Origin of the sequence: Streptomyces sp. NBC_01217, from assembly GCF_035994185.1 — a bacterium.
Lineage (GTDB): Bacteria > Actinomycetota > Actinomycetes > Streptomycetales > Streptomycetaceae > Streptomyces.
Genome location: NZ_CP108538.1, coordinates 1,217,853 through 1,242,092, shown reverse-complemented (window position 1 = coordinate 1,242,092; position 24,240 = coordinate 1,217,853). Strand labels below are relative to the sequence as shown.

Annotated in this window: 16 protein-coding genes and 1 pseudogene; 9 read left to right on the top strand and 8 right to left on the bottom strand. The window is 70.3% G+C overall.

All coding sequences use genetic code 11. The features are described from left to right. Positions 1-66: 66 nt before the first annotated feature. The 4 genes from OG507_RS05210 to OG507_RS05195 all read right to left on the bottom strand — a co-directional run bounded on the left by OG507_RS05210 (position 67) and on the right by OG507_RS05195 (position 7,539). Positions 67-3,366 carry a PQQ-dependent sugar dehydrogenase gene (locus OG507_RS05210; protein ID WP_327365944.1) on the bottom strand — a complete coding sequence of 1,100 codons (3,300 nt, stop codon included), beginning with the start codon at positions 3,364-3,366 and terminating at the stop codon, positions 67-69. A gap of 84 nt (positions 3,367-3,450) precedes the next feature. Continuing rightward, positions 3,451-4,419 carry a sugar phosphate isomerase/epimerase family protein gene (locus tag OG507_RS05205; protein ID WP_327365943.1) on the bottom strand — a complete coding sequence of 323 codons (969 nt, stop codon included), beginning with the start codon at positions 4,417-4,419 and terminating at the stop codon, positions 3,451-3,453. 222 nt (positions 4,420-4,641) lie between these two features. Then, complete coding sequence (locus tag OG507_RS05200; protein WP_327365942.1) at positions 4,642-5,595, bottom strand: hypothetical protein; 954 nt, start codon at positions 5,593-5,595, stop codon at positions 4,642-4,644. Positions 5,596-6,318: 723 nt separating this feature from the next. Beyond that, on the bottom strand, positions 6,319-7,539 hold the full coding sequence (locus OG507_RS05195) for a saccharopine dehydrogenase family protein (protein WP_327365941.1): 1,221 nt from the start codon (positions 7,537-7,539) through the stop codon (positions 6,319-6,321). Between the two features lie 137 nt (positions 7,540-7,676). Between OG507_RS05195 and OG507_RS05190 the strand changes: the two genes are divergently transcribed. Further along, positions 7,677-8,390 carry a TetR/AcrR family transcriptional regulator gene (locus tag OG507_RS05190; RefSeq protein WP_327365940.1) on the top strand — a complete coding sequence of 238 codons (714 nt, stop codon included), beginning with the start codon at positions 7,677-7,679 and terminating at the stop codon, positions 8,388-8,390. A gap of 17 nt (positions 8,391-8,407) precedes the next feature. Here the strand turns inward: OG507_RS05190 and OG507_RS05185 are convergent, their stop codons facing one another. After that, entirely contained in the window at positions 8,408-10,876 is a 2,469-nt protein-coding gene (locus OG507_RS05185; protein ID WP_327365939.1) for a SpoIIE family protein phosphatase, read from the bottom strand. 89 nt (positions 10,877-10,965) lie between these two features. Between OG507_RS05185 and OG507_RS05180 the strand changes: the two are divergent. The 5 genes and pseudogenes from OG507_RS05180 to OG507_RS05160 all read left to right on the top strand — a co-directional run. After that, a pseudogene (locus OG507_RS05180) lies at positions 10,966-11,352 on the top strand (hypothetical protein); the annotation flags it as partial. Further along, positions 11,349-12,053: a DUF4255 domain-containing protein gene (locus OG507_RS05175; RefSeq protein WP_327365938.1), complete on the top strand. Its 705-nt coding sequence runs from the start codon at positions 11,349-11,351 to the stop codon at positions 12,051-12,053. The pseudogene OG507_RS05180 and the gene OG507_RS05175, both read left to right, overlap by 4 nt. After that, positions 12,050-14,185 (top strand): ATP-binding protein, encoded by a 2,136-nt coding sequence (locus OG507_RS05170; RefSeq protein WP_327365937.1) that lies wholly within the window; start codon positions 12,050-12,052, stop codon positions 14,183-14,185. The genes OG507_RS05175 and OG507_RS05170 overlap by 4 nt, the downstream gene beginning before the upstream one ends. Before the next feature lie 179 nt (positions 14,186-14,364). Then, a complete protein-coding gene (locus OG507_RS05165; RefSeq protein ID WP_442810946.1) occupies positions 14,365-15,684 on the top strand; it encodes an eCIS core domain-containing protein in 1,320 nt (439 codons plus the stop codon). A 149-nt stretch (positions 15,685-15,833) separates the two neighbouring features. Further along, positions 15,834-17,615 carry an FUSC family protein gene (locus OG507_RS05160; protein ID WP_327365936.1) on the top strand — a complete coding sequence of 594 codons (1,782 nt, stop codon included), beginning with the start codon at positions 15,834-15,836 and terminating at the stop codon, positions 17,613-17,615. A 41-nt stretch (positions 17,616-17,656) separates the two neighbouring features. Here OG507_RS05160 and OG507_RS05155 read toward each other — a convergent pair whose 3' ends face one another. Further along, complete coding sequence (locus OG507_RS05155) at positions 17,657-19,999, bottom strand: FdhF/YdeP family oxidoreductase (protein ID WP_327365935.1); 2,343 nt, start codon at positions 19,997-19,999, stop codon at positions 17,657-17,659. 221 nt (positions 20,000-20,220) lie between these two features. Between OG507_RS05155 and OG507_RS05150 the strand changes: the two genes are divergently transcribed. Next, the gene (locus OG507_RS05150; protein ID WP_327365934.1) at positions 20,221-20,856 is read left to right on the top strand and encodes a DUF1345 domain-containing protein; all 636 of its coding nucleotides are present in this window, start codon (positions 20,221-20,223) and stop codon (positions 20,854-20,856) included. 67 nt (positions 20,857-20,923) lie between these two features. On the opposite strand, the gene OG507_RS05145 is transcribed toward OG507_RS05150, so the two are convergent. Further along, positions 20,924-21,400 (bottom strand): GreA/GreB family elongation factor, encoded by a 477-nt coding sequence (locus tag OG507_RS05145; protein ID WP_327371868.1) that lies wholly within the window; start codon positions 21,398-21,400, stop codon positions 20,924-20,926. Between the two features lie 150 nt (positions 21,401-21,550). Further along, positions 21,551-22,150, bottom strand: a complete 600-nt coding sequence (locus OG507_RS05140) for a TetR family transcriptional regulator (RefSeq protein ID WP_327365933.1) — start codon at positions 22,148-22,150, stop codon at positions 21,551-21,553. Positions 22,151-22,272: 122 nt separating this feature from the next. Between OG507_RS05140 and OG507_RS05135 the strand changes: the two genes are divergently transcribed. Then, on the top strand, positions 22,273-23,208 hold the full coding sequence (locus tag OG507_RS05135; RefSeq protein ID WP_327365932.1) for an SDR family oxidoreductase: 936 nt from the start codon (positions 22,273-22,275) through the stop codon (positions 23,206-23,208). 436 nt (positions 23,209-23,644) lie between these two features. Next, a complete protein-coding gene (locus OG507_RS05130) occupies positions 23,645-24,166 on the top strand; it encodes a transglycosylase SLT domain-containing protein (RefSeq protein WP_327365931.1) in 522 nt (173 codons plus the stop codon). Positions 24,167-24,240 lie beyond the last annotated feature (74 nt).

The following is a 24,240-nucleotide window of genomic DNA, read 5'->3' as shown; positions in this document are numbered from 1 at the left end:
TGTCACAGAGTCCGGGCACAGAACTGCCCCGCCGGTGACAGCGGGGCAGCTCCGACCGATCCGGCGTCAGCCGGTGGCTCCTGCCTTCAACGCCCGCGCGCTCCGTGCCAGGGCCGCGCCCGCCGCGCTGTCCGGCACCAGGGAGGTGTCGGACGCGTAGCCGGCGAACGATTCCAGCACGGCCGCGGCCTGACTGGTGCGGCCCGCGTCGGCGTGCGCCTCGGCCTGGGCCAGCCGTACGGTCAGCCGCTGCTGCCCCTGCGCCGTGATCAGGCCGTCGGCCCGCAGCTGGGTGATCAGCGCGCGGATGTCCGCGTAGGAGGTGTGGGTCGTGAAGGTCACCGTCTTGGTGGTGGTGTTGCCGGCCTTGTCCCGGGCCGTGACCGTGAGGTCATGGTTGCCGAGCGGCAGCCGCCACAGCTCCAGCACCTGGCCGGAGGTGACGGACTTGCCGTCCAGCGTGGCCGTCGCTGTGGCCCCACCGGACACCGCGTCCTGTGCCGAGAAGACCGGCGTCGGACGCTCGGAGTCCCCGTAGACGCCGCCCGCGTCGAGACCGGTCACCGCCACCGTGGGACCGGTACGGTCGATCCGTACGGTGAGCGAACCCACCTCGGAGACGTTGCCGCCGTTGTCGGTCGCCCGGTAACGGACGGTCGTGGCACCCTCATTGGACAGGGTGACGGTCGAGTTCGCCGACTGCCACGTCGTTCCGCCGTCGACCGAGTACTGACGGCTTGCGACCGTCCCGTTGTCGCTCGCCGAGACCGCGAGCGACACGTTGCTGGTGTACCAGCCGTCGTCACCGTTGGGCCGGGGCGGGTTGAGCGTGGCGGTGACCTTGGGCGCGGTCTTGTCCGCGACGCCCGCGCCCTGGAAGGTCAGCGAGTCCAGCTCGACACCGCCGGAGCTGGTGACGAAGACCTCACCGCTCCCCGAAGGGGCGTTCGCAAGCGCGGTGGTGATGGTCTGCCAGCCCTCCTCGGCCGGAACCGACACGGTGGCGAACGGCTCGGCGTCGGCCGCGCCCCAGCGCAGCGCCAGGGTGCCGGCGCCACTGGCGCGGGTCTTCACCCCGGTGATCCCGGCGAAGGACACCGGGTCGTACGCGATCCAGTCACCCGCGTCGAATGAGGTCAGCTTGCGCTGTCCGGATGCCGCGGTGTCGTCCGTGATCGTGACGCCCTCCGCCGAGTCGTAGTGCTCGGCCTGCATGAGAGCAGGGTTGAGCACCACCTGGGCGTCACCGGTCGCCGCCGGAACGCCGCCCGCGCCCTTGTCGGTGTAGGTGATCCCAAGGACGCCGAAGACGTTCTCGGTGTCACCGTGTCCCGCGTCGGTCGGGGTCGCGACGCCGCCCGTGCAGCCGGTGCCGCTGTTGACCGGGTGTCCGTGCTGGTTGTGCCCGAGACCGAAGGTCCAGGCGGCCTTGGCGCAGTCCGGTGTAGTGCCGTCCTCCGGGTCCTCGACGGCTATGCCGTACGGCACGGCGTCGCCCCAGTTGAAGAACCCGCCGTCGGGCGGTGAGGTGATCCGAACCGTCGGTGCCGTGTTGCCCACGGTGATCTGACGGCTCGACAGACCGAACTTGCCCTGCGGGTCGGAGACCTTCAGCCGGGCCTGGAACTGCCCGTTCTCCGGATACGTACGGCTGGCCGTGGGCCCGGTGGCGTCGAAGGTGCCGTCGCCGTCGAGGTCCCACTGGTAGGTGAGGTCACCGTTCTCCGGGTCACTGGAGCCGGTGGCGCTGAACGAGACCTCCAGAGGGGCCTGGCCGGACGTCCTGTCGGCCTTGATCACGGCGGTGGGCGCCTTGTTGCCCTCGGCGTAGTCGATCCGGTAGAGACCCGCGTCGGGATTCTGCCGGAAGAAGCCGTCGCCGTAGTCGAGGACGTAGAGCGCGCCGTCCGGGCCGAACTCCAGGTCCATCGGGTTGTCCCACTGCGGGATGCCGTTCTGCGAACGCTCGCTGTTGGGCAGGACGTTCTCCAGCTTGCTCACGGGACCGTCCGGCCCGTCGAGCGTGAACGCGGCGACGTAGTCCTGGGAGAACTCCGCGAAGAACGCCTTGCCGTCCCAGTACTCGGGGAACTTGCCCGGTGAGGGGTTGTCCGCGTCGTAGTGGTAGACCGGACCGCCCATCGGGGCCTGGCCGCCGGGACCGCCGGGACCGCGGAAGGCGGTCAGCTCGGGCCACGGCTGGTCGGTGTCCCGGTCGCCGTACCAGAGCGTGGCCGGCACGGGCGCGGGCAGCTCGGTCAGGCCGGTGTTCCAGCGGGAGTCGTTGACCGGTGCCGCGCAGTCGAAGGCGGGACCGGGGGTGAGGGTGGCGAAGTCGAAGTCCCGGTAGGGCTTGCTGTTGTCACCCGTGCAGAACGGCCAGCCGCTGTTCATGGCCTTGGTCGTGGTCTGCCACTCGACGTATCCCATCGGCCCGCGGTTCGGGTCGGCGGTACCGGCGTCGGGGCCGTAGTCGCCCCACATCACGGCGTCGGTCTCGCGGTCCACAGCCAGCCGGAAGGGATTGCGCAGGCCCATCACGAAGATCTCGGGACGGGTCCTGGCTGTGCCGGGCTCGAAGAGGTTCCCCTCCGGGATGGTGTAACTGCCGTCCTCCTGGACGTCGATCCGAAGGATCTTGCCCCGCAGGTCGTTGGTGTTGCCCGAGCCGCGGCGCTCGTCGAGCCCCGGGTTGTAGCCGGCCGCGTCGTTGATCGGCGTGTAGCCGTTGACGTTCGGGCCCGAAGCCGGGGTGTTGCCGCCGGTCGCGAGGTAGAGGTTCCCCTCCCCGTCGAAGTCCACGTCACCGGCGACGTGGCAGCACTGGCCGCGGTTGGTGTCGACCCGGATGATCTCCTGCCCGGTGGAGAGGTCGAGCTTGTCGCCGGTCCACTTGAAGCGGGTCAGGGTGTCGTACCCCTCCCACTGCTTCCAGTACGAGTCGTTCTGCCCAGCGGGCAGTTGGAGCGGGGCGGAGCCGGCCGGGGTGTTCAGCGGCGGCGAGTAGTACAGGTAGACCCACTTGTTGGTGGCGAAGTCCGGGTCGAGCGTGACTGTCTGCAACCCCATCTCGGAGTTCTGGTACACGTCGACGTGGTTGACGACCTTCGTGACACCGGTGCCGGGGTCGGTGAGCCGCACGTCGCCGTTGCGGGCGGTGTGCAGGACACGGCTGTCGGGCAGTACGGCGAGGTCGATCGGCTCGCCGGTGTCCTTCGTCAGAGTGACTTTCTCGTAGTTCGACCAGTCCAGGGCGTGTTCGTGGCCCGGGTGCGCCTGGGCGGCGGGCGTGAGGGCCACACCGCCCAGCGCGGGCAGTGCCACGAGCAGGACTCCCGTGATCAGGCGTCTCAGGGTGCGGTGCACGATGATGCGTCTCCTCGATCGCTGGCGGTAAGGAGCGGACACGAAGGCGCCTCGCGCGAAGGCGCCTCTCGTCTTCGGGGCCTCTCAGCCGAGGAGTCCCTTGAGCGCCGTGAAGCTGCGCTCGGCCGCGCCGAGCGAACCCGGCGGATTGGGCTGGGTGTTGGGCGCGGTGTCCTGCTCCCAGATGCCGACGTGCGAGGCGCGCGGCCCGATGTCGCGGACGAATCTCTCGTACGGAAGGTCACCGGCGCCGAACTCGACTATGTCGAAGCCGTTGGCGTTCGCCGCGTTGGCGTCGCCGTCCTTCATGTGGAACAGCGGGTAGCGGTAGGGCTGGTTGCGCACGTACGCGGCGGGGTCGAATCCGGGCCAGCGGTACTGGCCCACGTACGCCCAGTAGATGTCGAGCTCCAGATAGACATGGCGCGGGTCGGTGTTCTTGAGGAACACGTCGTACAGCCGGACCGACGGCTGGTCGGTGGCGAACGCGAACTCGCCCGCGTGGTTGTGCTGGTAGAGCTTCAGGCCACGCGCGGTCGCCGCGGCGCCCCAGACGTTGAACTCGTCGGCGGCGGCGCGGTAGCCCGCGACGGTGTTCACGTTCGAGGGCGCGTTGGCGGTGCCCACGTGCGGCATCCCCAGGATCTGCGCGGCGTCCAGCTCGGCCTGGAGGTTGGTGCGCAGATTGCCGATGCCGACGTGGCTGCCGACAGCGCGCAGTCCGTGGTCGTCGAGCAACTGGCGGATCTCCGGGAAAGTGATCTGCCGGCCCAGGATGGAGGTGGACTGGGTGTATCCGGCGAACTCGATCTCCTTGTAGCCGATCCGGGCCAGTTCGGGCAGGACGACGCCGAAGCCGAGCGCACTGACCTTGTCGCGGATGCTGTAGAGCTGGATGCCGATGCGGTCCTTGGGGATGGACAGACTGCTCGGCGCGGCTGCGGCGGAGGTTGCGGCGGCCCCGGTCACTGAGGCGGCGGCGATGGCCACGGTGGTGCCGGCGGTGGCGCGCAGGAAGTCCCTGCGGTCGAAGGACTTGTGAATATGACTCACGGTCACTCCTGGGGAATAAGGAGAAGAAGGTACGGATCGGGGCGCGCGGCTGGGCTGCTGCTCGGAGGTGCGCGCCGCGACGGCGGATCCACGGACTCCGCAACACAGCGGAACGGGGGCGACGGGAGGGGAACCGCCGCGCGGTGCGGAGGTACGGCGACGGGGGCGGCCGCTGTCACCTGCCGGATTCGCCGCGTGTGCCGCTGGCTGTGCCGCTCGGCCTCAGAGGCGGGAGTTGCCCGCCCCGTGGGCGTCGGCCCGTGCCGCGGCGGCGCGGGCGGCGGCCTTCTCGGCGAGGTCGGCACCACGGTCCTGGGGTGCCGCCTCCTTGGCCGAGCGGGAGGACGAAGCGCCGGCGGCGGCGGTCTCTCCGGTGACGGCGCCACGGATTCGCGCCAACTCGCCCACGACCAAAGCGGGGTCGTTGCCGGTCGCGGTGAGCCCGCCGCGCACGATCGTGTTGTCGAGGACGGCCGTTGCGGTGTTGTCGGTGACCACCAGGTTGCCGCCGAAGTACGAAGCGCCCGCGCAGGATCCGAGCAGGCCCTCGCCGCCGAGCTGGAGGGCGTCGGCGTTGCCCGCGTACTTCGCGGCGCCGTACACCTCGCCGGCGCAGAACACGCTGCCGAGGGTGTTGCCGTTGACGGTGAGCGCGCCCTTGACGGTGCTGTCGTATACGTCGCTGTACTGGTTGCCGTCACCCGTCAGCGAGCCGCTGAGGGTGCTGCCGGAGACGTACAGCTCACCGGCCTCGGTGCTGACGTTCCCGCCGAGCGTCGAGTCGACCATGTAGACGAATCCCTCGGTGGCGTCGACCGCCTTGAGGTTGCTCTTGTCCAGGTGCGCGCCGAAAGCGGAATGGGTGGTCAGCGCACCCTTGACGGTGGTGTCGGTGAGGTCGAGATAGGCGTTCTCCTCGACGGTGACCGCGCCGTTGAAGGTGGCGCCCGCCGCCACGAGGTCGGCTCCGGCCTCGACCGTCACCGTGCCCTTGACCCTCGTGCCGGTGAGCGTGCAGGACTTCCCGGCCGGTACGACCAGGTCGTTGCTGACGGTCACGGCCCCGCCGTCACCGACACAGGTGGTGTAGAGGGCGGCCTGGGCGGAGCCGGAGAGAGCCACCAGGCTCCCGGATGCCACCAGTGAGGCCGTGGCGATGAACGTAAGAATCTTCATGTCGCTTCCCTTCCGCTGCGGTCACGGCAGAGTCGGTGACCCGGCCGGTTTCCCCGTGTTTCGACGGATGCTGAAACGGTGCGTGAGCGACGACCGCTGTGACAGCGATCGCGGGGTGCCTCGTGACGGGTGGTGGCCCGGCCATGGGGGGAGAGACGTGGAAAGACTCGTGAGGTGAGGAGCGTTCGAGGGAGAACGCCGATCGGCTGCGGTGTTACCGGGACGAAACGCATGTCTCGGTGGGCCGAGAGATTAGGGCGCCGTGTGGGGGACTGTCCAGAGGTTCGGTGCGAATCTCTGGAACTTTCTGATGATTCATCAAAAGGTGTGTGGCGCTGGTGAAAAGGAAGACGGGGCATCCGGGGTGCCGGGGGCAACGGCCCGACTGTGTCGCCGAGTTCGCAGTCGCGAAGGCGATGGGGGCTCAACGGCTCGGCGGAGGTGGCGCGCCTCGACGGCGGCATGGGCACCGCCGAGCGCCAGTACCCGGCGCCCCGTCAGCGGCTGGTCCAGGGTGCTGACCGAGTTCTCCGGGTCGTCCACGGTTGAGGTTGCGAGGGCGCGGAGCCGATGACGTCGTGAGGAAGAGGCAGGGGCAGCACCAACTCCGTGACGGTCATGGGGCAACGGTCGGCGTGGATGCGGGGGCGCCGACGCGGCGGAGGGTTCGCCCGTGCGACGGCGCCCCGAAGGAGGCCGGATTCCCCGGTGAGCCCGGGACGGTCACTGCTCCCGCATGCCCCACGGAGAGCCGTACGCGCTGAGCAGGTCCAGGAAGGGGCGGGCTGGGAAGGCCTCAGGGCCGAGGACTCCCGAGCCGGTCCACGCGCCCGTGGCCAGGAGTTCGAGGGCGACGACCGGGTTGACGGCCGTCTGCCACACCACCGCCTGGGAGCCGTACTCGGCCATCGACCACTGGTTGTCGACCACGTGGTAGAGGTAGACCTCGCGCGGCGCACCGTCCTTGGTACCGCGCACCCAGGTGCCCGCACAGGTCTTGCCGTGCATGCGCTCGCCCAGCGTCGCCGGGTCCGGCAGACAGGCGGCCACGACGTCGCGGGGCGACACACCCGCCGGTCCCGCGGCGCTCGGCACGGTCACCGCGTCGGTGCGGTCCAGGCCGAGGAGGTGCAGCGTCCTGAGGGTCTGGATGAACTCCTCGCCCAGGCCGTACTTGAAGGTCACGCGCCGTGCGTCGATCCAACGGGGGACGAGCAGCACCTCCTCGTGCTCCACGTTCACGCACTCGACCGGGCCGATGCCCTCGGGGAAGTCGAACACCTCCGGCTCGCTGAAGGGCGCGGTGGTGAACCAGCCGCGGTCCGCCTCGTAGACGACCGGCGGATTGAGGCACTCCTCGATGGTGGTCCAGATGCTGAAGGAAGGCGCGAACCCGTAGCCGTCGACGGCGAGGTTCGCGCCGTCGCGGATGCCGATCTCGTCGATCTCGTCGAAGAGTTCGTCGGCTGCGTACCGCGCGAAGACATCGGAAAGACCCGGCTCCACACCCATGCCCACGAGGGCCAGCGCGCCCGCCTTCTCCCAGTCGGCGGCCTGCGCGAACTGTGCGTCGCCGAGCATGACCCCGCACTCCTCGTACGGCCGATCCGAGTGCGGGCGCGACAGGGACATCGCCATGTCGAGGTAGGTTGCGCCGGCTGCGAGCGCCGCCCGGAAGAGGGGCATCACGAACCGCGGGTCGGTGGCATTGAGCAGGACGTCGCACCCGTGCCGCGTCAGCAGCGCCGTCACCGCCGCCTGATCGGACGCGTCGACGTGCTCGGCACGGAAGCGGCCCGCCGCACCCGCGAGGGCGGCGACCGCCGCCTCGGCCCGGCTCAGGTCGTAGTCGGCCACGACCATCTCGTCGAAGAACGGGCGCCGGGCCGCGATCCGGGTGATCGCGGTGCCCACACCGCCGGCTCCCACAAGCAGTACACGCATGACAGGGACTTCCTCTCCGGAAACGGGGGCGTGACTGCGCGCACCGGAGGTGCGGGCGCCCCTGCCGGGAGATCCAACGCCGCGTGCTCGGATAAGGTCAATGGTGTTGGCGTAAGGGCCGGGGCGAGGAGGCGGCGGTGGCGAAAGCTGTGGTGCCCGAGGAGAAACGGCGGCGGCGCCGTCCCACCAGGAGCGGCATCGTGCTCTCCGAGCAACTGATTCTCGAGACCGCCCTGCGGATGCTGCGTGAGCACGGAAGCGCGGGACTCACCGCCCGCCGTCTGGGTCTGGCCCTGGACGCCGACCCCAGCACCCTCTACCGGTACTTCCGCGGCATGGACGATCTGACCCTGGCCATCGGCGACGCCCTCATCGGGCAGGCCCTGCAGGGCTGGCGGCCCACGGGGGAGTGGCGGTCGGATCTGCGCGGCCTCGGGCTGCGCATCCACGCCGTGTACGTCGGGCATCCGCAGGCGGCACTGCTGACAGCGAACCGGGTCACCGGCCGGGCCCACGAGCTGGCGGCCGACGAGGCCATCCTCGACGTACTTCGCACGGCGGGGTTCCCCCTGCCGGACACGGTACGGATCTACCAGGCCTTCATCGACCAGACCCTGGCCTTCGCCGCGCTCGACGCCGCCTCGCTGGCTCTGCCACGCGAAAGCCTCAGAGCCGACGAGGACATGTGGCGCTCGACCTACGCCCGCCTGCCGCGCACCACACACCCCCGGATCGCCGAGGCGGCGCCCCTCCTGGCGACCCGCATGGTCGACAGCGCCTATCCCACCGCCCTGGAGATGCTGCTGGACGGCGCCGCAGCGCAATGGGAGGCACTGCGCGCCCGGCGGTAGAGGATCGCCGTGCCGGATCACATCGCGTGGGGCGGGGCGAGCTCGGTCCAGATGGTCTTGCCGTTCGGGGTGTAACGGGTGCCCCAGCGTTGGGTGAGCTGGGCGACGAGGAACAGGCCGCGGCCGCCCTCGTCGTCCGCTCCGGCGCGGCGCAGACGAGGAGAAGTACTGCTGCTGTCGGAGACCTCGCAGATGAGGTTGGTGTTGCGGATCAGCCGAAGCCGGATCGGCGGGAGGCCATAGCGGATGGCATTGGTGACCAGTTCGCTGACCACCAGTTCGGCGATGAACGAGATCTCTTCCAGACCCCACTCGGTCAGCTTCCGCGAAGCCAGGGACCGGGCATCGACGACGACCGCCGGGTCGTCGGCCAGGTCCCAGGAGGCGACGCGGTCTGCGCCCAGGGCGTGGGTGCGGGCGACCAGGAGCGCGACGTCGTCCGGTGGCCGGAGGGGGAGCAGGGCGGCGGCCACCTGGTCGCAGATCTGCCCGAGCGGGCGGTCGGGGTGGGACAGGCTGCGCCGCAGTGCCTGAAGTCCGACGTCGATGTCGGGATCCCGTCCCAGGAGGAGTCCGTTGGTATAGAGGGCTAGTACGGTTCCGTCCGCGAGATCCAGCTCGGCGGTCTCGAAGGGCAGGCCGCCCAGGCCCAGCGGCGGGCCCGCGGGCAGGCGCGGGAATTCGACGGTGCCGTCGGGGTGCACCACCGCGGGCGGGTAGTGGCCGGCGGAGGCCAGTGTGCAGCGTCGCTCGACCGGGTCGTATACCGCGTACAGGCAGGTGGTCCCGGTGACGGTGCCGCCGGTCGGCGGGGAGCCGGAGGGACAGTCCTCCTCGGCGAGCCGGACCACCAGGTCGTCGAGGTGAGTGAGCAGCTCGTCCGGGGGTACGTCGAGGTCGGCGAGGGTGTTCACGGCGGTACGCAGCCGCCCCATGGTGGCGGAGGCGTGCATGCCGTGTCCGGGGACGTCGCCGACGACCAGGGCGACTCGGGCGCCGGAGAGCGGGATTACATCGAACCAGTCGCCTCCTACGTCGCTCTCCGCGCCGGCCGGTCGGTAGCGTGCGGCGACCTCGACGGCGTGGAGTTCGGGCAGCTCGCTGGGGAGCAGTCTGCGTTGCAGGGCCAGGGAGGCGGCGCTTTCGCGGGTGTAGCGGCGGGCGTTGTCGATGCACACGGCGGCTCGGGAGGCCAGTTCCGCCGAGAGGGTGAGGTCCTCGTCGTCGAACGGGTCCGGTTGCTGCCACCGGTAGAAGCTGGCCACGCCCATCAGGACGTTCCGGGCGGCCAGAGGAACCACCATCAGGGAGTGCGCGCCGGCGGCTCGGAGTCCCACCACCCGCCGGGCATCGTCCCGCAACCAGTCGGCGGTGTAGTCCAGTCTGGCGACGAGGCGGGATTCGAGGTCGGCCATGCAACGCGCCTGCGGCGAGGAAGAGGCGAACCGGCTCAGCTCGCCGACCGCGTACGCCGCCCGGGAATGCCCGCGCCAGGTGGACCGAAATGCCGCACGGCGGAGCGTGACGCGGTCTTCGACCGGACCCGGCTCGGGCGCCTCGCCCTCCACGACGGCGTCCAGCAGATCGACGGTGACGGTGTCGGCCAACCGGGGGACGGCCACCTCGGCCAGTTCCTGCGCGGTCCGCATGACGTCCAGGGTGGTGCCGATGTGCAGACTGGCCTCGTTGAGCAGAGTTCTCCGTTCCTGGGCTCGGTAACTGGCGGTGACGTCGATGACCGCGTGGCACAGCCCGAGGGCAGCTCCGGCCGGGTCCTGGAGCCGGAAGGTACTGGTGGACCACACATGCTCGTGTTCCGGGTCGGCGACGGTGCGCCCGCGGTGCACAAAGTCCATGGTCGGTAGGCCGGTGTCCAGGACCTGCTGCATCTGCGTCTCGATGGCCTCGGCGCTCAGGCCCGGCAGTGCCTCCCCGATCCGCTTGCCCAGCCGTTCCGCCGTCGGTATGCCGGTCATGCGCTCCAGGGCCACATTGCGCCGTACGCAGCGCAACTCGGTATCGGTGACCAGCAGGCCGACGGGCGACTGGGAGAAGAGTCCCTCCATGACCGCCTGGTCGCCTTCCCAGCGGCGCATCTGGGCTGCCTCGACGGCCAGGACCACCCAGTGCGGCGGGGCCCCGGGGCCTTCGGGGCCGGTCGAGGGGTACGCCCACAACACCAGCTTCAACAGTCGGCCGTCCCCGCAGCGTACGGTCACGACTGCGGACCGCACCTCCGGTTTCCCGCGCAGTGCGCGCAGTGCCCCGGCGGCTGCGGCCGGCTCGGGCCCGGCGAGCAGTTCGGTGGCGGGCCGGCCCAGGACCTGGGCCGCCGGATGGCCCAGCAGCTGTTCGGCAGCCGGGCTCCACCGGACAACGACACCTCGGGAATCCAGCACAGCGGTCGCAGCCACCTCGGCGCCGGCGACCACGTCGGCGCCAACGACCGCACCACTCCCCGGGCCGCCTCCGGTGTCCCGTGCCATCCGCGCCGTCCCACAACTCCCGATCATGGCCGCAGCCCTCCCTCGGCAGCGTATTCCCGATCCGATGGATGCGCAGCGGTGGTACGCCCACGACCATCACCGGAACGCTGACCACGACCGGAACCGACGCCGACACCGGCGACAACGTCTCCAGGACCCCGCTGCGCATCCTCCAGCCCCGTATCGTCACGGTGCCCGCCGTCGGCAAACCGGGGTTCGTCACCTCCGTACGGGGCAAGGACTTCCCGCCCGGAGCACCGGTGACGCTCACCTGGAAGCCCGGGATCACGGCAACCGCCCCGCCCACCGTCCCGCGCGCGGACCGTACGTTCATCGCGCAGCTGCTGATCCTGGTGAAGGACCAGACGGGTCCTCGCACGATCACCGCCCGGGGACCGGGGTTCGGCCCGGTCACCACTGACTTCCTGGTGGTCAGCGGCACCATCGTCCCGCCGGACGAGGTGGGGCGCCGGTGATCCACGAAGTCGACGAGGGGCTGCGGCTGTTGCTGGTCGACGCAGGCCTCCAGGAGAACGGTGTCGACCTGGTCTTCGACGCACCGACGAAGGACTGGTCCGCCCGGCGCAACGCCCCCACGATCAGCGTCTTCCTCCATGGCATCCGTGAGGACGCGACCCGGCGCCGCACCGGCACGGCCGAGGAACACGACGACCAGGGAGTGGTCATAGGCCGGCGGACCCCGCCGCGCTGGTTCGAGCTGACCTATCTGGTGACCGCCTGGACCAATCGCCCGCAGGACGAACACCGCCTGCTCTCCGAGGTGTTGCGCTGCCTCGTACGGTCGGATGTGCTGCCCGCCCGGATGCACACGGGCAGCCTCGCGGAGCTCGGGCTGACCGTCGAGATCGAGGCGGCCGGTCCGGGCACCGACGGGCCGTCCGCCTCGGACGTGTGGTCCGCGCTCGGCGGTGAGCTCAAGGCCGCCATCGACCTGCGGGTGTGGGCGCCGCTGGCCGGGGAACGCGCTTCCGCCGGCCCGCCGGTCACCGAAGGGCTCGTGGTCAGGGCCGCGCCCGCACGCGACGGCGACGGGTCGCAACCGGGGCGCCGACTGCGCTACGACGGGGCGTCCGACCCCGGCGGGCAGGGCTTCGCCGCAGCACGTGAACGGCAGTTGCCGCCCGGTCGGCGCAGGCGCGGGGGTACGGCTCGGTGACCACGACACAGAGCGACCGTGCCGTCCGCGAACTGCCCGGGACTCCGACGGCGGGCATCGAGGACCTGTGGGAGCGGTTGATCCACGTCGAAGAGCGGGTCAGACACGCCGTGGCGGCCCGGCGGGCCGCCGACCCGGAACCCGACGATCCGTACCGGGGGCAGTACCTCACCCCCGAGGCGGCCGAACGGATCGTGGCGTCCCGCGACGCGTTCACGCCCGTACCGGCGTACGGCTCCGCGCCTTCGCCGAACTCCCCGCGCGGGAGCCGGATCCGGCAGCTCGCCGAGGATTTCGGCCTGGTGCCGCTGGACGTCGACCTCCTGCTGGTCGCGACGGCTCCGGACATCGATGTCCGCTTCGAGCGGCTCTACGGCTACCTCAACGACGACCTCACCCGGCGAAGGCCGACCATCGGCCTGGCACTCGAACTCTGCGGGCTGCCCGCCGCGAGCTCCGGCCGCTTCCGGTTCTCGCCGTCCGCCCCGCTGGTCGCCGGCGGGCTGCTGGAGGTCCTGGAAGCCGACCGCCCGCTGCTCTCGCGGGTGCTGCGCGTGCCCGACCGGATCACCGCACATCTGCTCGGCGACGACGAGACCGACGGGAGGCTGCGCGGCCTCGTCCGGGTGGCCGGGCCCGAGGAGGAGCCGGACACCGGACCCGGGGTACTGCGGGTCGCGGCGGCGCTGGGCACCGGCAGCGGCCTGGTGTATCTGCTCGACCGGGGCGGTGACCCCGGCAGACTGGCGGTCGAGGCGCTTCTCGCCGCGGGGCGTCGTCCGCTGGTGGTCGACATCGCGGCACTGGCCGCTGCTCCGGAACCCGCGGAGCTCTTAAGGACCCTGGCGGCCGAGGCCCGGCTGAGCGGTGGCGGAGTGGTCCTCGGGCCGCTCGAAGCGCTTGCTCCCGAGCGGCCCGAGAGAGCCCGGCTGCTCGGGGGCCTCTGCGCGGCGGTCAGCGGCGCCCCCCTCATCGCGTACGGGAAGAAGAACTGGGATCCCCTGTGGGCCACGGAGAGCCCGGTTCCGGTGCGCGTCCTGCCTCCCGGACCCGCGGGCGCGGCGCGGCAGTGGCGCCGGGCGCTCGCCGAGGCCGGCCAGGCCGTCGGGCTGCCCGCCGCGAACGTGTCGGCCGACGAGGGACTCATCGAGGCCACCGCCGCCTACCGGCTCGACTCCGAGCAGGTGCGCAAGGCCGCTGCCGTCGCCTCCCGGCTGGCCGTCCTGGAGGAGCGTCCGGTGGACGCGCAGGATCTGCGCACGGCGGTCCGGGCACAGAACGGCGCGGGGCTCGAACGGCTGGCCCGTCGCATCGAGCCCGCGGTCGGCTGGGACGACCTCGTGCTGCCCCCCGCAACCCGCCGCCAGCTGTCCGAACTCGCCCTGCGCGCACGCCACCGGGAGCAGGTGCTCGGGCAGTGGCGGATGCGGCCGGGCGGCGGCCGGGGGCGGGGAGTCATCGCGTTGTTCGCCGGCGAGTCCGGCACCGGCAAGACCATGTCCGCCGAGGTCGTGGCTTCGGAACTCGGCATGGAGCTCTACGTCGTGGACCTGTCCACCGTGGTGGACAAGTACATCGGTGAGACCGAGAAGAATCTCGAAAGGATCTTCGTCGAGGCGTCCGACGTCAACGGCATCCTGCTGTTCGACGAGGCCGACGCCATCTTCGGGAAGCGCTCACAGGTCAAGGACGCGCACGACCGTCACGCCAACGTGGAGTCGGCCTATCTGCTGCAGCGGATGGAGTCCTTCGACGGGATCGCGGTGCTCACCACCAATCTGCGGGCCAATCTCGACGAGGCCTTCACCCGCCGCCTCGACGTGATCGCGGAGTTCCCCATGCCGGACGCCCAGCAGCGACTGGCCCTGTGGGACCGCTGCCTCGGGACGGCGATCCCACGCGACACGGAACTCGACCTGGAGTTCTGCGCGGGACGCTTCGAACTGGCGGGAGGGTCGATCCGGGCCTGCGCTGTGACCGCCGCCTACCTGGCGGCGGAATCCGGGGGACCGCTCGGCATGGAGCAGGTCGTCTCGGCCGTGCTCCAGGAGTACCGCAAACTCGGCCGGCTGGTCCTGGAAAGCGAGTTCGGCCCTTGGCTGGACCGTGCGCAGGAACGCGACGGACGATAGCGCCCGCACCCCTCCCGGAGAGCGGCGCGGTCCGGGGCGACGGTGCACGTCCCGGAGACCGCGAGACACTGCCCTGCGGGACAGCACCCCTGCCCCGCAGGGCCCTTCTTCCTGTCGAGTGCGTCGATAGGGTCGTACGGGTGAGCCCACAGGGTGAGCGGCGGAAGGGGCCAGCAGCTGTGCATGCATACGAACGGCCGACGAAGACGGTGCGCCGGGGGCCTTCGGCGCGAGCGGCCGGACGCGCGGACTCGGTGTTCCGGCCCGGCCCCGGCCGTCTGACGCCCGCGGGGGCGATGAGCCTGCAGCGCACCATCGGCAACGCCGCCGTGGCACGCCTGATCGAAGATGAGGCCGAGCACAGCGCGTTCGGGCCGCAGCACCCGCAGCCCGTTCAGCGCGTCACGGCGCACGCGGTGCTCCGCTCGCCGGGGCGGCCGCTGGACGAGCCCGTCCGTACCGAGATGGAGGCCCGCCTCGGCTCCGACTTCTCCGACGTCCGCGTGCACGACGACAGCGCGGCCCGTACGTCCGCCGCGGAGGTGGGTGCCCGTGCCTACACCTCGGGCAACCATGTCGTGATCGGTGCGGGCGGGGCCGACCCGCACACACTGGCCCATGAACTCACCCATGTCATACAGCAGCGCAAGGGGCCCGTCGCCGGCACGGACAACGGTGACGGCCTCAGGGTCTCGGACCCGTCGGACCGTTTCGAACGCGAGGCGGAGGCCAACGCCAGGCGAGCCATGGCCGCTCCGTCGAAGCGCGCGAGGGAAATGTCTCCGGGGCAGGAACACGGGCACGAACACGCGCACGCCGACGCCGCAAGCACGGTGCAGCGGATGCCCAAGCGCAAAAAAGAAGCCGTATCCAGTGGTGACAGCCCCCCGCCGCAGCGCCGGAACACCCGGGGCAGCAAAAAGGTCTTTGACCTCAACAAGCCGAAACTGACCTTCACGTCCGCGTACGAAGGCCCGGCCAACCAGCAGCTCAATGCCGATCAGAGCATCGGGTTCGGGCAGGCCGCCACGTTGCACAACCCGGACGGCGCCCCACTGGCGGCCGCCTCCAACTACCACTTCTGGCAGCAGGTCACCGACAGCAATGTGCAGATCATCCCCGCTCACAGTGCGACGGGCCAGGCAAGCCAACGGCCGTGGCAGCAGGACGGCCCGTACCGGCCGCCCTACAACAACGCGGTGATCGAGAACGCCAGGAACAGCATCACGTTCAACGACAACCCGGGCTTCTCCACCTCCGTGAAGATGTCCTCCGGCTACTGGCTGGAGTCCTACAGCGTCAGCTTCCGTTGGAAGGTCGCGAGGAACACGGGCGCATTCAGGGCCAACACCCCCGCATGGACCAGTGATGTCGTCACCCACACGCTGACGTCCGCCTATGACCCCGACACCCCGGACGCGTCCGCACCGATCGTGACCACCGCCGCCGGTCAGCGTTCATGGGACATCGATCTGTCCGCCCTGGAGGACGACGAGTGAGGCCCGCCCTGCGCGGCCTCCGCGCAGGGCGTTGAGGCCAGGCGCGCACGGTGCACCGGCCTGCCGCCGGTGCGGAACTCCCCGGCGTACGGGTGGATGCAGAGATCAATGACCCGCCCGGGAGAAGAAGCGGGTGGTATACACCGCGTATGCCCCGTTTGCGCATTCCGCTCCCTGCACTGACCGGGAGCGGTCGGCGGTATTCGGCAGCCCGTGCGGGGCGTGCGCTCTCCCCCCGTGGCGCGCTCGCCCTGCAGAGCGTGGACGGTGCGCTCTCCTTCGCTCTGCGTGCCGCGCTTGCCATGGCGCTCCCGGCGCTGCCGATGGCACTGGCCGGGCGTACCGATCAGGCTGTCTACGCCATGCTGGGCTCTTTCACCACCACGTTCGGCCGCAACCTGCCCTATGCGCGTCGGGCCCGGGTCCTCGCGCTGGTCGTGGTAGCCATGGCCGCGTGTGTGGGCTGCGGTTCGGCCCTCGCGGCGTGGGCCCATCCGCGGAACGCAGGAGCGGGCGCAGCCGCGGTGGTCGTGGCGACGGCCGTGGTCGCCGGTGTCGCGAAGCTGGCCTGTGACGCGGCTCGTCTGAGCGGGCTCGGCGCGGTGCTGCTGCTCTTCTCCTTCGCCGTGGCGGCCAACGGTTCGCCGGTTCCCGCCGACATCCTTGCCCGGACCGCACTGGCCGCAGCGGGTGCGGCCGTTGCCTGGGTGCTGGCCGTGGCGGGCTGGTTCGTACACCCGGATCGTCCGCAGCGTCTCGCCGTGGCCGCGGCACTCCGCGAGCTCGCGGAACTGTGGGAGACAACCGGCGCGGGGGACGCAAGCGCTCTCGCCAGGCACCGGACGACCGCCGCTGTTCTGCAGGCGTACCGGACTCTCGGAGTCATGCCGCCGACAGCCGCCGAGCGGGGCGGCCGGGGCGGCGCCTGCCTGTACCTGACCGACCTCTCCTGGTCGTTGCTGATCGGTTCCGCGCGCCGGCCACCGGATGACCTCACCGGTCTGGCGCGCCAACTGCGCCGCCAGGTCCGCCTGCTCGTGAGTCGTCGTCAGCGGGTGCCGCAGGTGCTGCCCGAGCTGTCGCTCCCGTCCGTGGCCGCTCAGGCCGCAATGGTCTCCGCGACCGGCCCCGAGCCGGATCGGACCGATCCCGCCACCGGGCACGCTGCCGAAGCGCGCGCCGCGGAACTGGTGACGGGGCAGCACCACGGCGGCCCCGGTCACGCGGCGGTCCTGCTCGTTCCCGCCCTGAGGATGGTTCTCGGCACCGGGCTGGCGGGAGGGGCGGCCTTGCTGCTGGGCCTCGGCCACGGCTACTGGGCGGCGATCTCCGCCGCCGCGGTGCTGCACTCGATCAACGTCCGTACGGCGGCACAGCGGGCCGTGCAGCGCACCCTGGGCACGGTCGCAGGACTGATGCTCGCTCTCGGCGTGCTGGCCGCGCGCCCCGATCCCGTGGTGCTCGTCCTTGTGATTGTTCTGCTGGAGTTCCTGCTGGAGTACGTCGTGGCCCGCAACTACGGTCTCGGCGTCGTCTTCCTCACGCCGCTGGCGCTGCTGCTGAGCGAACTGGCCACTCCCTCGCCCGCCGGAGCCCTCGTCCAGGACCGGGCACTGAGCAGCGCCCTCGGGATCGTCATCGCGCTGGGCTGCGCGCTCGTGGTGGTCCATGGCCATGCGGCCATCCGGGCGGAGCGCGCGCTGGCCGCGTGCACGGAGGCGTCCGACCGTGCGGAGCATGTGCTGGACGGCCGTCTGGAACCGTCGTTCCCCCTCGCCCAGACTCATCTGGCGGCAGCCGTGGTGGAGTTGCGCGAGGCCGACGACGCCGCGGCGGGCGAACTCTGGCCGGCGGAGATCGACCCCACCGAACTCGCCGCCGCGGAGCAGCGCGCCTACCTCCTCCTGAAGCGGTTCGTCCGGTGGCGGTGACGGCGTTGCTGTACGCAGCTTCGCCCGTGCGCGCTCCCCGCTCAGGCGGCGGGACCGATGGTGACCTTGAGGTGCTTCATGATCGGCTGGTCGCTCTGGGTGCTGTAGTCGCTGAGCGCGCACAGCACGTTCATCTCGGGCATGTAACCGGCCGCGCAGCCGCGGGGGATGTCGTAGGGGATGGCGAGGTAGCCGTTGAGGGACCGCTGACTGCCGTCCTTCGCGGTGCTCGTGATGTCTACGGGGCCGAGGTCGGCGATACCGCGTTCGCGCATGTCGGCCCGGTTCATGAAGACGAGCGTGCGCAGGTTCTTGATGCCGCGGTAGCGGTCGTTGTCGGAGTAGATGGTGGTGTTCCACTGGTCGTGGGACCGCATGGTGCCCAGTGCCAGGGTGCCGGGGGCGGGGACGATGTCGGGCAGGACGGCGGTGGAGAACTCGGCGCGTCCGGACGGGGTCAGGAAGACCAGTTCACGGGCGGGCTGCTTGATGCGGAAGCCGAGGGGCAGGCGCACGCGGCGGTTGAAGTCCTCGAAACCGTCGAGGACTTGGGCCATGGTGTCGCGGATGCGGTCGTAGTCCTCGACGTACCACTGCCAGGGCGTGTCGCTGTCGGGCAGGGCGGCGCGGGCCATGCCGGCGACGATGGCAGGCTCGGACAGCAGGTGCGACGAGGCGGGGCGCTTCATGCCGATCGACAGATGGACCATGCTCATGGAGTCCTCGACGGACGTGCTCTGGACGCCCTTGCGCTGATGGTCCTTCTCCGTACGGCCGAGGCACGGCAGGATGAGGGCACGGCGGCCGTGGACGAGGTGACTGCGGTTCAGCTTGGTGCTCACCTGGACGGTGAGGTCGCAGGAGCGCAGGGCCGCGTAGGTGGCCGGGGTGTCGGGTGCCGCGAGGGCGAAGTTGCCGCCCATGCCGACGAATACCTTCACATCGCCGCGCCGCATCGCCTTGATGGTGCCCACGGTGTCCAGACCGTGTTCACGGGGCGGCTCGATGTCGCAGACCTCGGCGAGGCGGTCCAGGAACTCGTCGCCGGGGCGGTGGTCGATGCCGCAGGTGCGGTTGCCCTGGACGTTGCTGTGTCCTCGTACGGGGGAGGGGCCCGCGCCTTCCCGTCCCAGATTGCCGCGGAGCAGAAGCAGGTTGACGATCTCCCGGACGGTGTCGACGCCGTGCTCGTGCTGGGTGAGACCCAGACACCAGCTGACGATGCTGCGGTCGGCTTCGCCGTACACGCGCGCCGCCTTGAGGATGTCGGCGCGGCTCAGACCGGACTGGTTCTTGATCTCCTCCCAGGACGTGGCCTCGCACAGCGCGCGGTACTCCTCGAAGCCGGCGGTGTGGCGGTCGATGAACACCCGGTCCAGAGCCCTGGGGTCGGATTCGGACTGCTCCAGGATCGCCTTGGCCATGCCGCGCAGCAGGGCCATGTCACCGCCGATGCGGGGCTGCAGGTTCAGCGTGCTGGTGCGGGTCGTCTTGAAGAGGGCCATGTCCGTGAAGTCGTGCGGGACGATGGTGCGTGTGGCCGCCGCCTCGACGAGCGGATTGATGTGCACGATCCGGGCGCCGCGGTGGTAGGCCTCGGCGAGGGCGGTGAGCATCCGGGGCGCGTTGGATGCGGCGTTGACTCCCAGGATGAACAGCGCGTCGGCGGCCTCCCAGTCCTTGAGGTCGACGGTCCCCTTGCCGGTGCCCAGGGATGCCTGGAGGGCGCGGCCGCTGGCCTCATGACACATGTTGGAGCAGTCCGGCAGGTTGTTCGTGCCCAGTTCACGGGCCATCAACTGATAGAGGAAGGTGGCCTCGTTGCCGAGCCGGCCGGAGGTGTAGAACGCCGCCCGATTCGGGTTGTCCAGCCCGCGCAGAGCGCGGCCGACCACCTCGAACGCGTCCTTCCAGCTGATTGGCACGTAGTGGTCCGATTCGGGGTCGTAGACCATCGGCTCGGTCAGCCGGCCCTGGTTCTCCAGGTCGTAGTCGCTCCACCCGGACAGCTCGGTCACCGAGTGGGCGGCGAAGAACTCGCGCCCGACCCGCTTGCGGGTCATCTCCCAGGTGACGTGCTTGATCCCGTTCTCGCAGATGTCCAGATGCAGGCCCTTGGTGTCGTCCGGCCATGCGCATCCGGGGCAGTCGAACCCGGTGTTCTCGTGGTTCATCCGCATGATGGCCCGCGGACCGTCCACCAGCGCGCCCTCACGCACCAGGAAACGGCTCACGCTCTTGGCCGCGCCCCAGCCCGCAGCGGGATGGTGGTAGGGCCGGAACTGCGGTTCGCCCTCGGGGGCGGGACCGACTCGGGGCTCCAGGGGGTGCTGCTCGGCATGGTTGGCGCTCAAGGCCTTCAAACCCTTCCACGATTCGGGCATATGGTGATAAAACGACACTTCTGGGCAGGCTATGCACGTGGTTCCCCACCTGCCACTCGAATCTCGGCGCGGTGGGCCGGAGTACGGCCCGGGGGAGGCACTCCACAGGGCGCGTCCGTCGTACTGCCGGGCTGCACCCCGGTGTACGCGCGAATAGGCTCGGACGCACGGGAAGCCCGAGGCCCTTCGCTGAGCCACCGAGGTGGTCACCCTTGAGGTCCATGAACCACTGGCCGGCGCTCTCCGCCGTTCCCAGACTCGCCGGCGCGGTGATCGTCGGGGCGGTCACCGGCGCGGTCACCGGCGCACTGACCAACACGCCGCTGGGGATTCTCGCGGGTGTCGCCGCTGCGGAGGCGGTCTTCGTCGTGGCGGGGTGGATCGTGCTGTGGCCCATGGACGCGGCCACCACCCATCACAACGTCCGGCGCGAGGAGTTCCGGCCCGTCATCGAGGAACTCGCCGTCGTCGCGGCCGCCCTGTGCGGACTGGTCGGCATCGTGGTGCTGCTCCTGGTCGACGACTCGGACCTGAGTCACGCCGCGGCCGCGACGGCACTCTGCGGCGTGTTCATGGCCTGGGCATCACTCCACCTGATGTACGCCACGCGCTACGCGTACCTCTACTACCTGCCGTCCGAAGGCGGGATCGACTTCAACTCCCCCGACCGGCCGAAGTACATCGACTTCCTCTACTTCAGCTACAACCTCGGGATGACCTACCAGGTCTCCGACACCGACGTCTCCAGTTCCACGATCCGCGCGGTCGTCCTCCGGCACTGCCTGCTGTCCTACGTGTTCGGCGCCGGCATCCTGGCCACCACCATCAACCTCGTCGCCGGAATCGTCACGGGCTGATCCATGGGCGGAATCCGGCCTCGCAACGGCTACCGGCGGGGCGGTCCGGCCAGAGGCGCGCCTTCCGCTATGACCTGTCGCCTTCGCCGCCGAGAGACAGCACGAGCGCGGTCGTCCGTCCCCCGGGCGTGTCATAGGTGATGGTCTCGCCGGCGCGATGTCCGAGCAGCGCGCGGCCGAGCGGGCTGTCGGCCGTGACCAGAGTCCGGTCCAGCGCCTCGGCGACCTCGCCGATCTGCACGGTTGCCTCCGTGGCATCCGCGAACCGCACCGTCACGGTGCTGCCCACGCCGACCGTGTCGGTCGGGGGAGCCTTCGCGACGTCCGCCTCGCGAAGCCGCCCGTCGATCCCGGCGATGCGGGTGTCCAGACGGTCGAGTTCCGAGGCGCGCTGCAACTCGTCGGCCTGGTCCGCCATGTCGCCCACCTGCTCGCCGCTGCTCAAGGTGGCGGCGACGGTTGCGCGTTCGGCGCGCAGATCCACGAGTTCCCGTTCCAGCGCCGCACGGGCCGCAGCGCTGATGGGTTCGGGTCCACCGTTCATTCCTGCTCCCGTCGTACGGGCGGCACGGTTGAGTGGCACAGTCACGCAGGGCATTTTTACGATATCAGGCAAATCGCCACGCTGTGATGGCAGGCCGTTGCGGCGTGGGGCGGGGTCGGGGGCGGGGCCGGTGAGATCCAGGGATGGCCCTCAGTTGTCCACGGCCGCGCGATCGTTCCCGGACTGCTTGCCTGCGGTCACGGCTTTGAGCTCGTCGAGTGATTCTCTGATGAGTTGTGACATGTCCTGCTGGTCGGTTCCGCTGATCCAGCGTTCGAACGCGATCTTGAAGACGGCGATCCCTGCCTCGGCGGCCAGACTCGCGGCCGGGTCCGCGACGCCGCGCCGACGCAATGTGTCGGCGAGTGCCGCGGACAGTGACGCGAGCTTGATCAGCTCGCGCTCCTGCAGCTCTGCGTTCGCGGCAATGATCTTCTGGCGCTGCCGGGAGTGTTCGCGGCGCTCTTCGAAGACGGCCGCGGCGGCATCGAGGGCCGCGGCCACCGCGTCGATCGGCGCCGCGGACTCGGGCGCGCCGGCGAGGGCGCTCACGAGGAGTTCCTGCAGGGAGGCCGCGCCCGCAAACAGGACCTCGCGCTTGTCGGCGAAGTGCCTGAAGAACGTTCGCTCCGTGAGCCCCGCCCGCCTGGCGATCTCGGTCACCGTGGTCTGTTCGAACCCGCGCTCGCTGTAGAGCTCCATTGCGGCCTGCTCCAGCCGGCCGCGCGCGTTCGGCTCCCATCGACTCATACCCCTGATCATATGTGATGACAGTGACTGGCATCAGGTGTAGGTTGATGACAGTTACTGACATCGACTTCCCTGCCGCGCTTCTCGTGGCGCGGACGGTCGAATCACTCAGGAGGTCTCCCATGCGCATATTCATGACCGGCGCGTCCGGTTGGATCGGATCCGCCGTCGTCCCCGAACTCATCGGCGCGGGCCATCAGGTCACGGGGCTCGCCCGTTCGGACACCTCGGCCGCCGCCCTCGCCGCGGCCGGGGCCCAGGTGCATCGCGGCACGCTCGACGACCTCGACAGCCTGCGAGAGGCGGCCGCCGCGTCGGACGGTGTGATCCACCTCGCGTTCAAGCACGACATCGCTTTCTCAGGGGGCTTCCAGATCGCTGTCGATGCGGATCGCCGCGCCGTCGAGGCGTTCGGCGAAGCGCTCGCGGGTTCGGACCGGCCGCTCCTCATCGCCTCCGGGACGCTCGGGCTCGCACCCGGGCGTGTGGGGACCGAAGAGGACGGGCACGGTTCCGACCCGGCTGTGGCCGCTGCGGGCGAGGGCCCGCGGGCACGGTTGGCCACCGCCGAGTCGGCGCTCGCCCTCGCTTCCCGCGGCGTCCGCTCGTCCGTTGTGCGACTCCCCCCTACGGTGCACGGCGACGGGGATCACGGCTTCATGGCGGCCCTGGTCGGTATCGCCCGCGACAAGGGCGTCTCCGGCTACGTCGGTGACGGGGCATGCCGCTGGCCCGCCGTGCACCGGTTGGATTCCGCGCACCTCATCCGCCTGGCGCTGGAGAAGGCTCCGGCGGGTTCGACGCTGCACGCGGTCGCCGAGGAGGGTGTGCCGATCCGCGCCATCGCCGAAGTGATCGGACGTCAACTCGACCTCCCCGTGGTCACCATCTCTCCCGAGGACGCGGGAGAGCACTTCGGCTGGCTGGGTGGCTTCCTGGGCGTCGACGGCCCGGTTTCGAGCATGCGGACCCGCGAGTTGCTCGGGTGGCAGCCGGTTCACCCCGGACTCCTTGAGGACCTCGGCAAGGGCCACTACTTCCAGACCTCATCCGTATGACGCCTTGACCGGGATGTGAGGAGGGGTGAACGCCCCGCATGGGGAGAACGGTTCCCATGCGGGGCGTTCACGGCACGTGGGGGAGCTCCATGTCTGTGGAGCAATGCCCTGGGCGGCGGGCCGAGGCGGCGTGGACGGACGAAGGGCGGGCGGGTGCGGGCTTGTGGGTCGCCGAAGGCTCGTCGGGGCCTCTCGGCATCCCCCGATGTGGCCCCGTGGATGTGATGCCACCCATAGGGGCTGGATCACATACTAGGGCGGGTAGGAGTGCCGGGGCTGCCCGAACCTCACGTAACCGGTCGTGATCGGTTCATTTCAGACATTGCTCCGATGTTGGGTAGTACGTCACATTCTTGCCACGGGGTGGGTCCGCCGCTAACGATGGCTGTCGTTGCGGGACACCGCGACACCCCCCGGACAGGAGAGTTGCTTCCGTATGACCACGCAGACGCAGACCCGCACCAGCCGCATCGCCCGCCTCCGCAAGGTGACCGTCGCCGGCATAGCCACCGCCGGTGCCGCCGCCGCGGCGCTCGCCATGGTCTCGACCTCCGCGCAGGCTGCCGAAGCGGCCCCGGCCGGTGTCGCCTCCGTGGCCAAGATCTCGACGGACGGCAGCCAGGGCGGCAAGGGCTACGCCAACAACCTCGACGGCTGGATCAAGGAATCCCTGGCCATCATGAAGGCCAAGGGCATCCCCGGCACCTACGAGGGCCTGCACCGCAACATCATGCGCGAGTCGAGCGGCAACCCCAACGCCCAGAACAACTGGGACATCAACGCCCAGAAGGGCACCCCCTCCAAGGGCCTCCTCCAGGTCATCCAGCCGACGTTCAACGCCTACCACGTCGCCGGAACCGCACACGACCTGACCAACCCCGTCTCCAACATCACCGCGGCCGCCAACTACGCCGCCCACCGCTACGGCTCCATCGACAACGTCAACTCCGCCTACTGAGTTGCGGGCTCCGCACCCGCCCGGCGAAGCCGAAGGGCCGGCATGGCAGCAATATCGCTGCCTATGCCGGCCCT

Bases quoted from the DNA above. Each gene is read 5' to 3' on its own strand.
- OG507_RS05200 (WP_327365942.1), bottom strand. From the start codon at position 5,595: ATGAAGATTCTTACGTTCATCGCCACGGCCTCACTGGTGGCATCCGGG.
- OG507_RS05195 (WP_327365941.1), bottom strand. From the start codon at position 7,539: ATGCGTGTACTGCTTGTGGGAGCCGGCGGTGTGGGCACCGCGATCACC.
- OG507_RS05185 (WP_327365939.1), bottom strand. From the start codon at position 10,876: ATGGCACGGGACACCGGAGGCGGCCCGGGGAGTGGTGCGGTCGTTGGC.
- OG507_RS05160 (WP_327365936.1), top strand. From the start codon at position 15,834: ATGCCCCGTTTGCGCATTCCGCTCCCTGCACTGACCGGGAGCGGTCGG.
- OG507_RS05155 (WP_327365935.1), bottom strand. From the start codon at position 19,999: ATGCCCGAATCGTGGAAGGGTTTGAAGGCCTTGAGCGCCAACCATGCC.
- OG507_RS05150 (WP_327365934.1), top strand. From the start codon at position 20,221: ATGAACCACTGGCCGGCGCTCTCCGCCGTTCCCAGACTCGCCGGCGCG.
- OG507_RS05145 (WP_327371868.1), bottom strand. From the start codon at position 21,400: ATGAACGGTGGACCCGAACCCATCAGCGCTGCGGCCCGTGCGGCGCTG.
- OG507_RS05140 (WP_327365933.1), bottom strand. From the start codon at position 22,150: ATGAGTCGATGGGAGCCGAACGCGCGCGGCCGGCTGGAGCAGGCCGCA.
- OG507_RS05135 (WP_327365932.1), top strand. From the start codon at position 22,273: ATGCGCATATTCATGACCGGCGCGTCCGGTTGGATCGGATCCGCCGTC.
- OG507_RS05130 (WP_327365931.1), top strand. From the start codon at position 23,645: ATGACCACGCAGACGCAGACCCGCACCAGCCGCATCGCCCGCCTCCGC.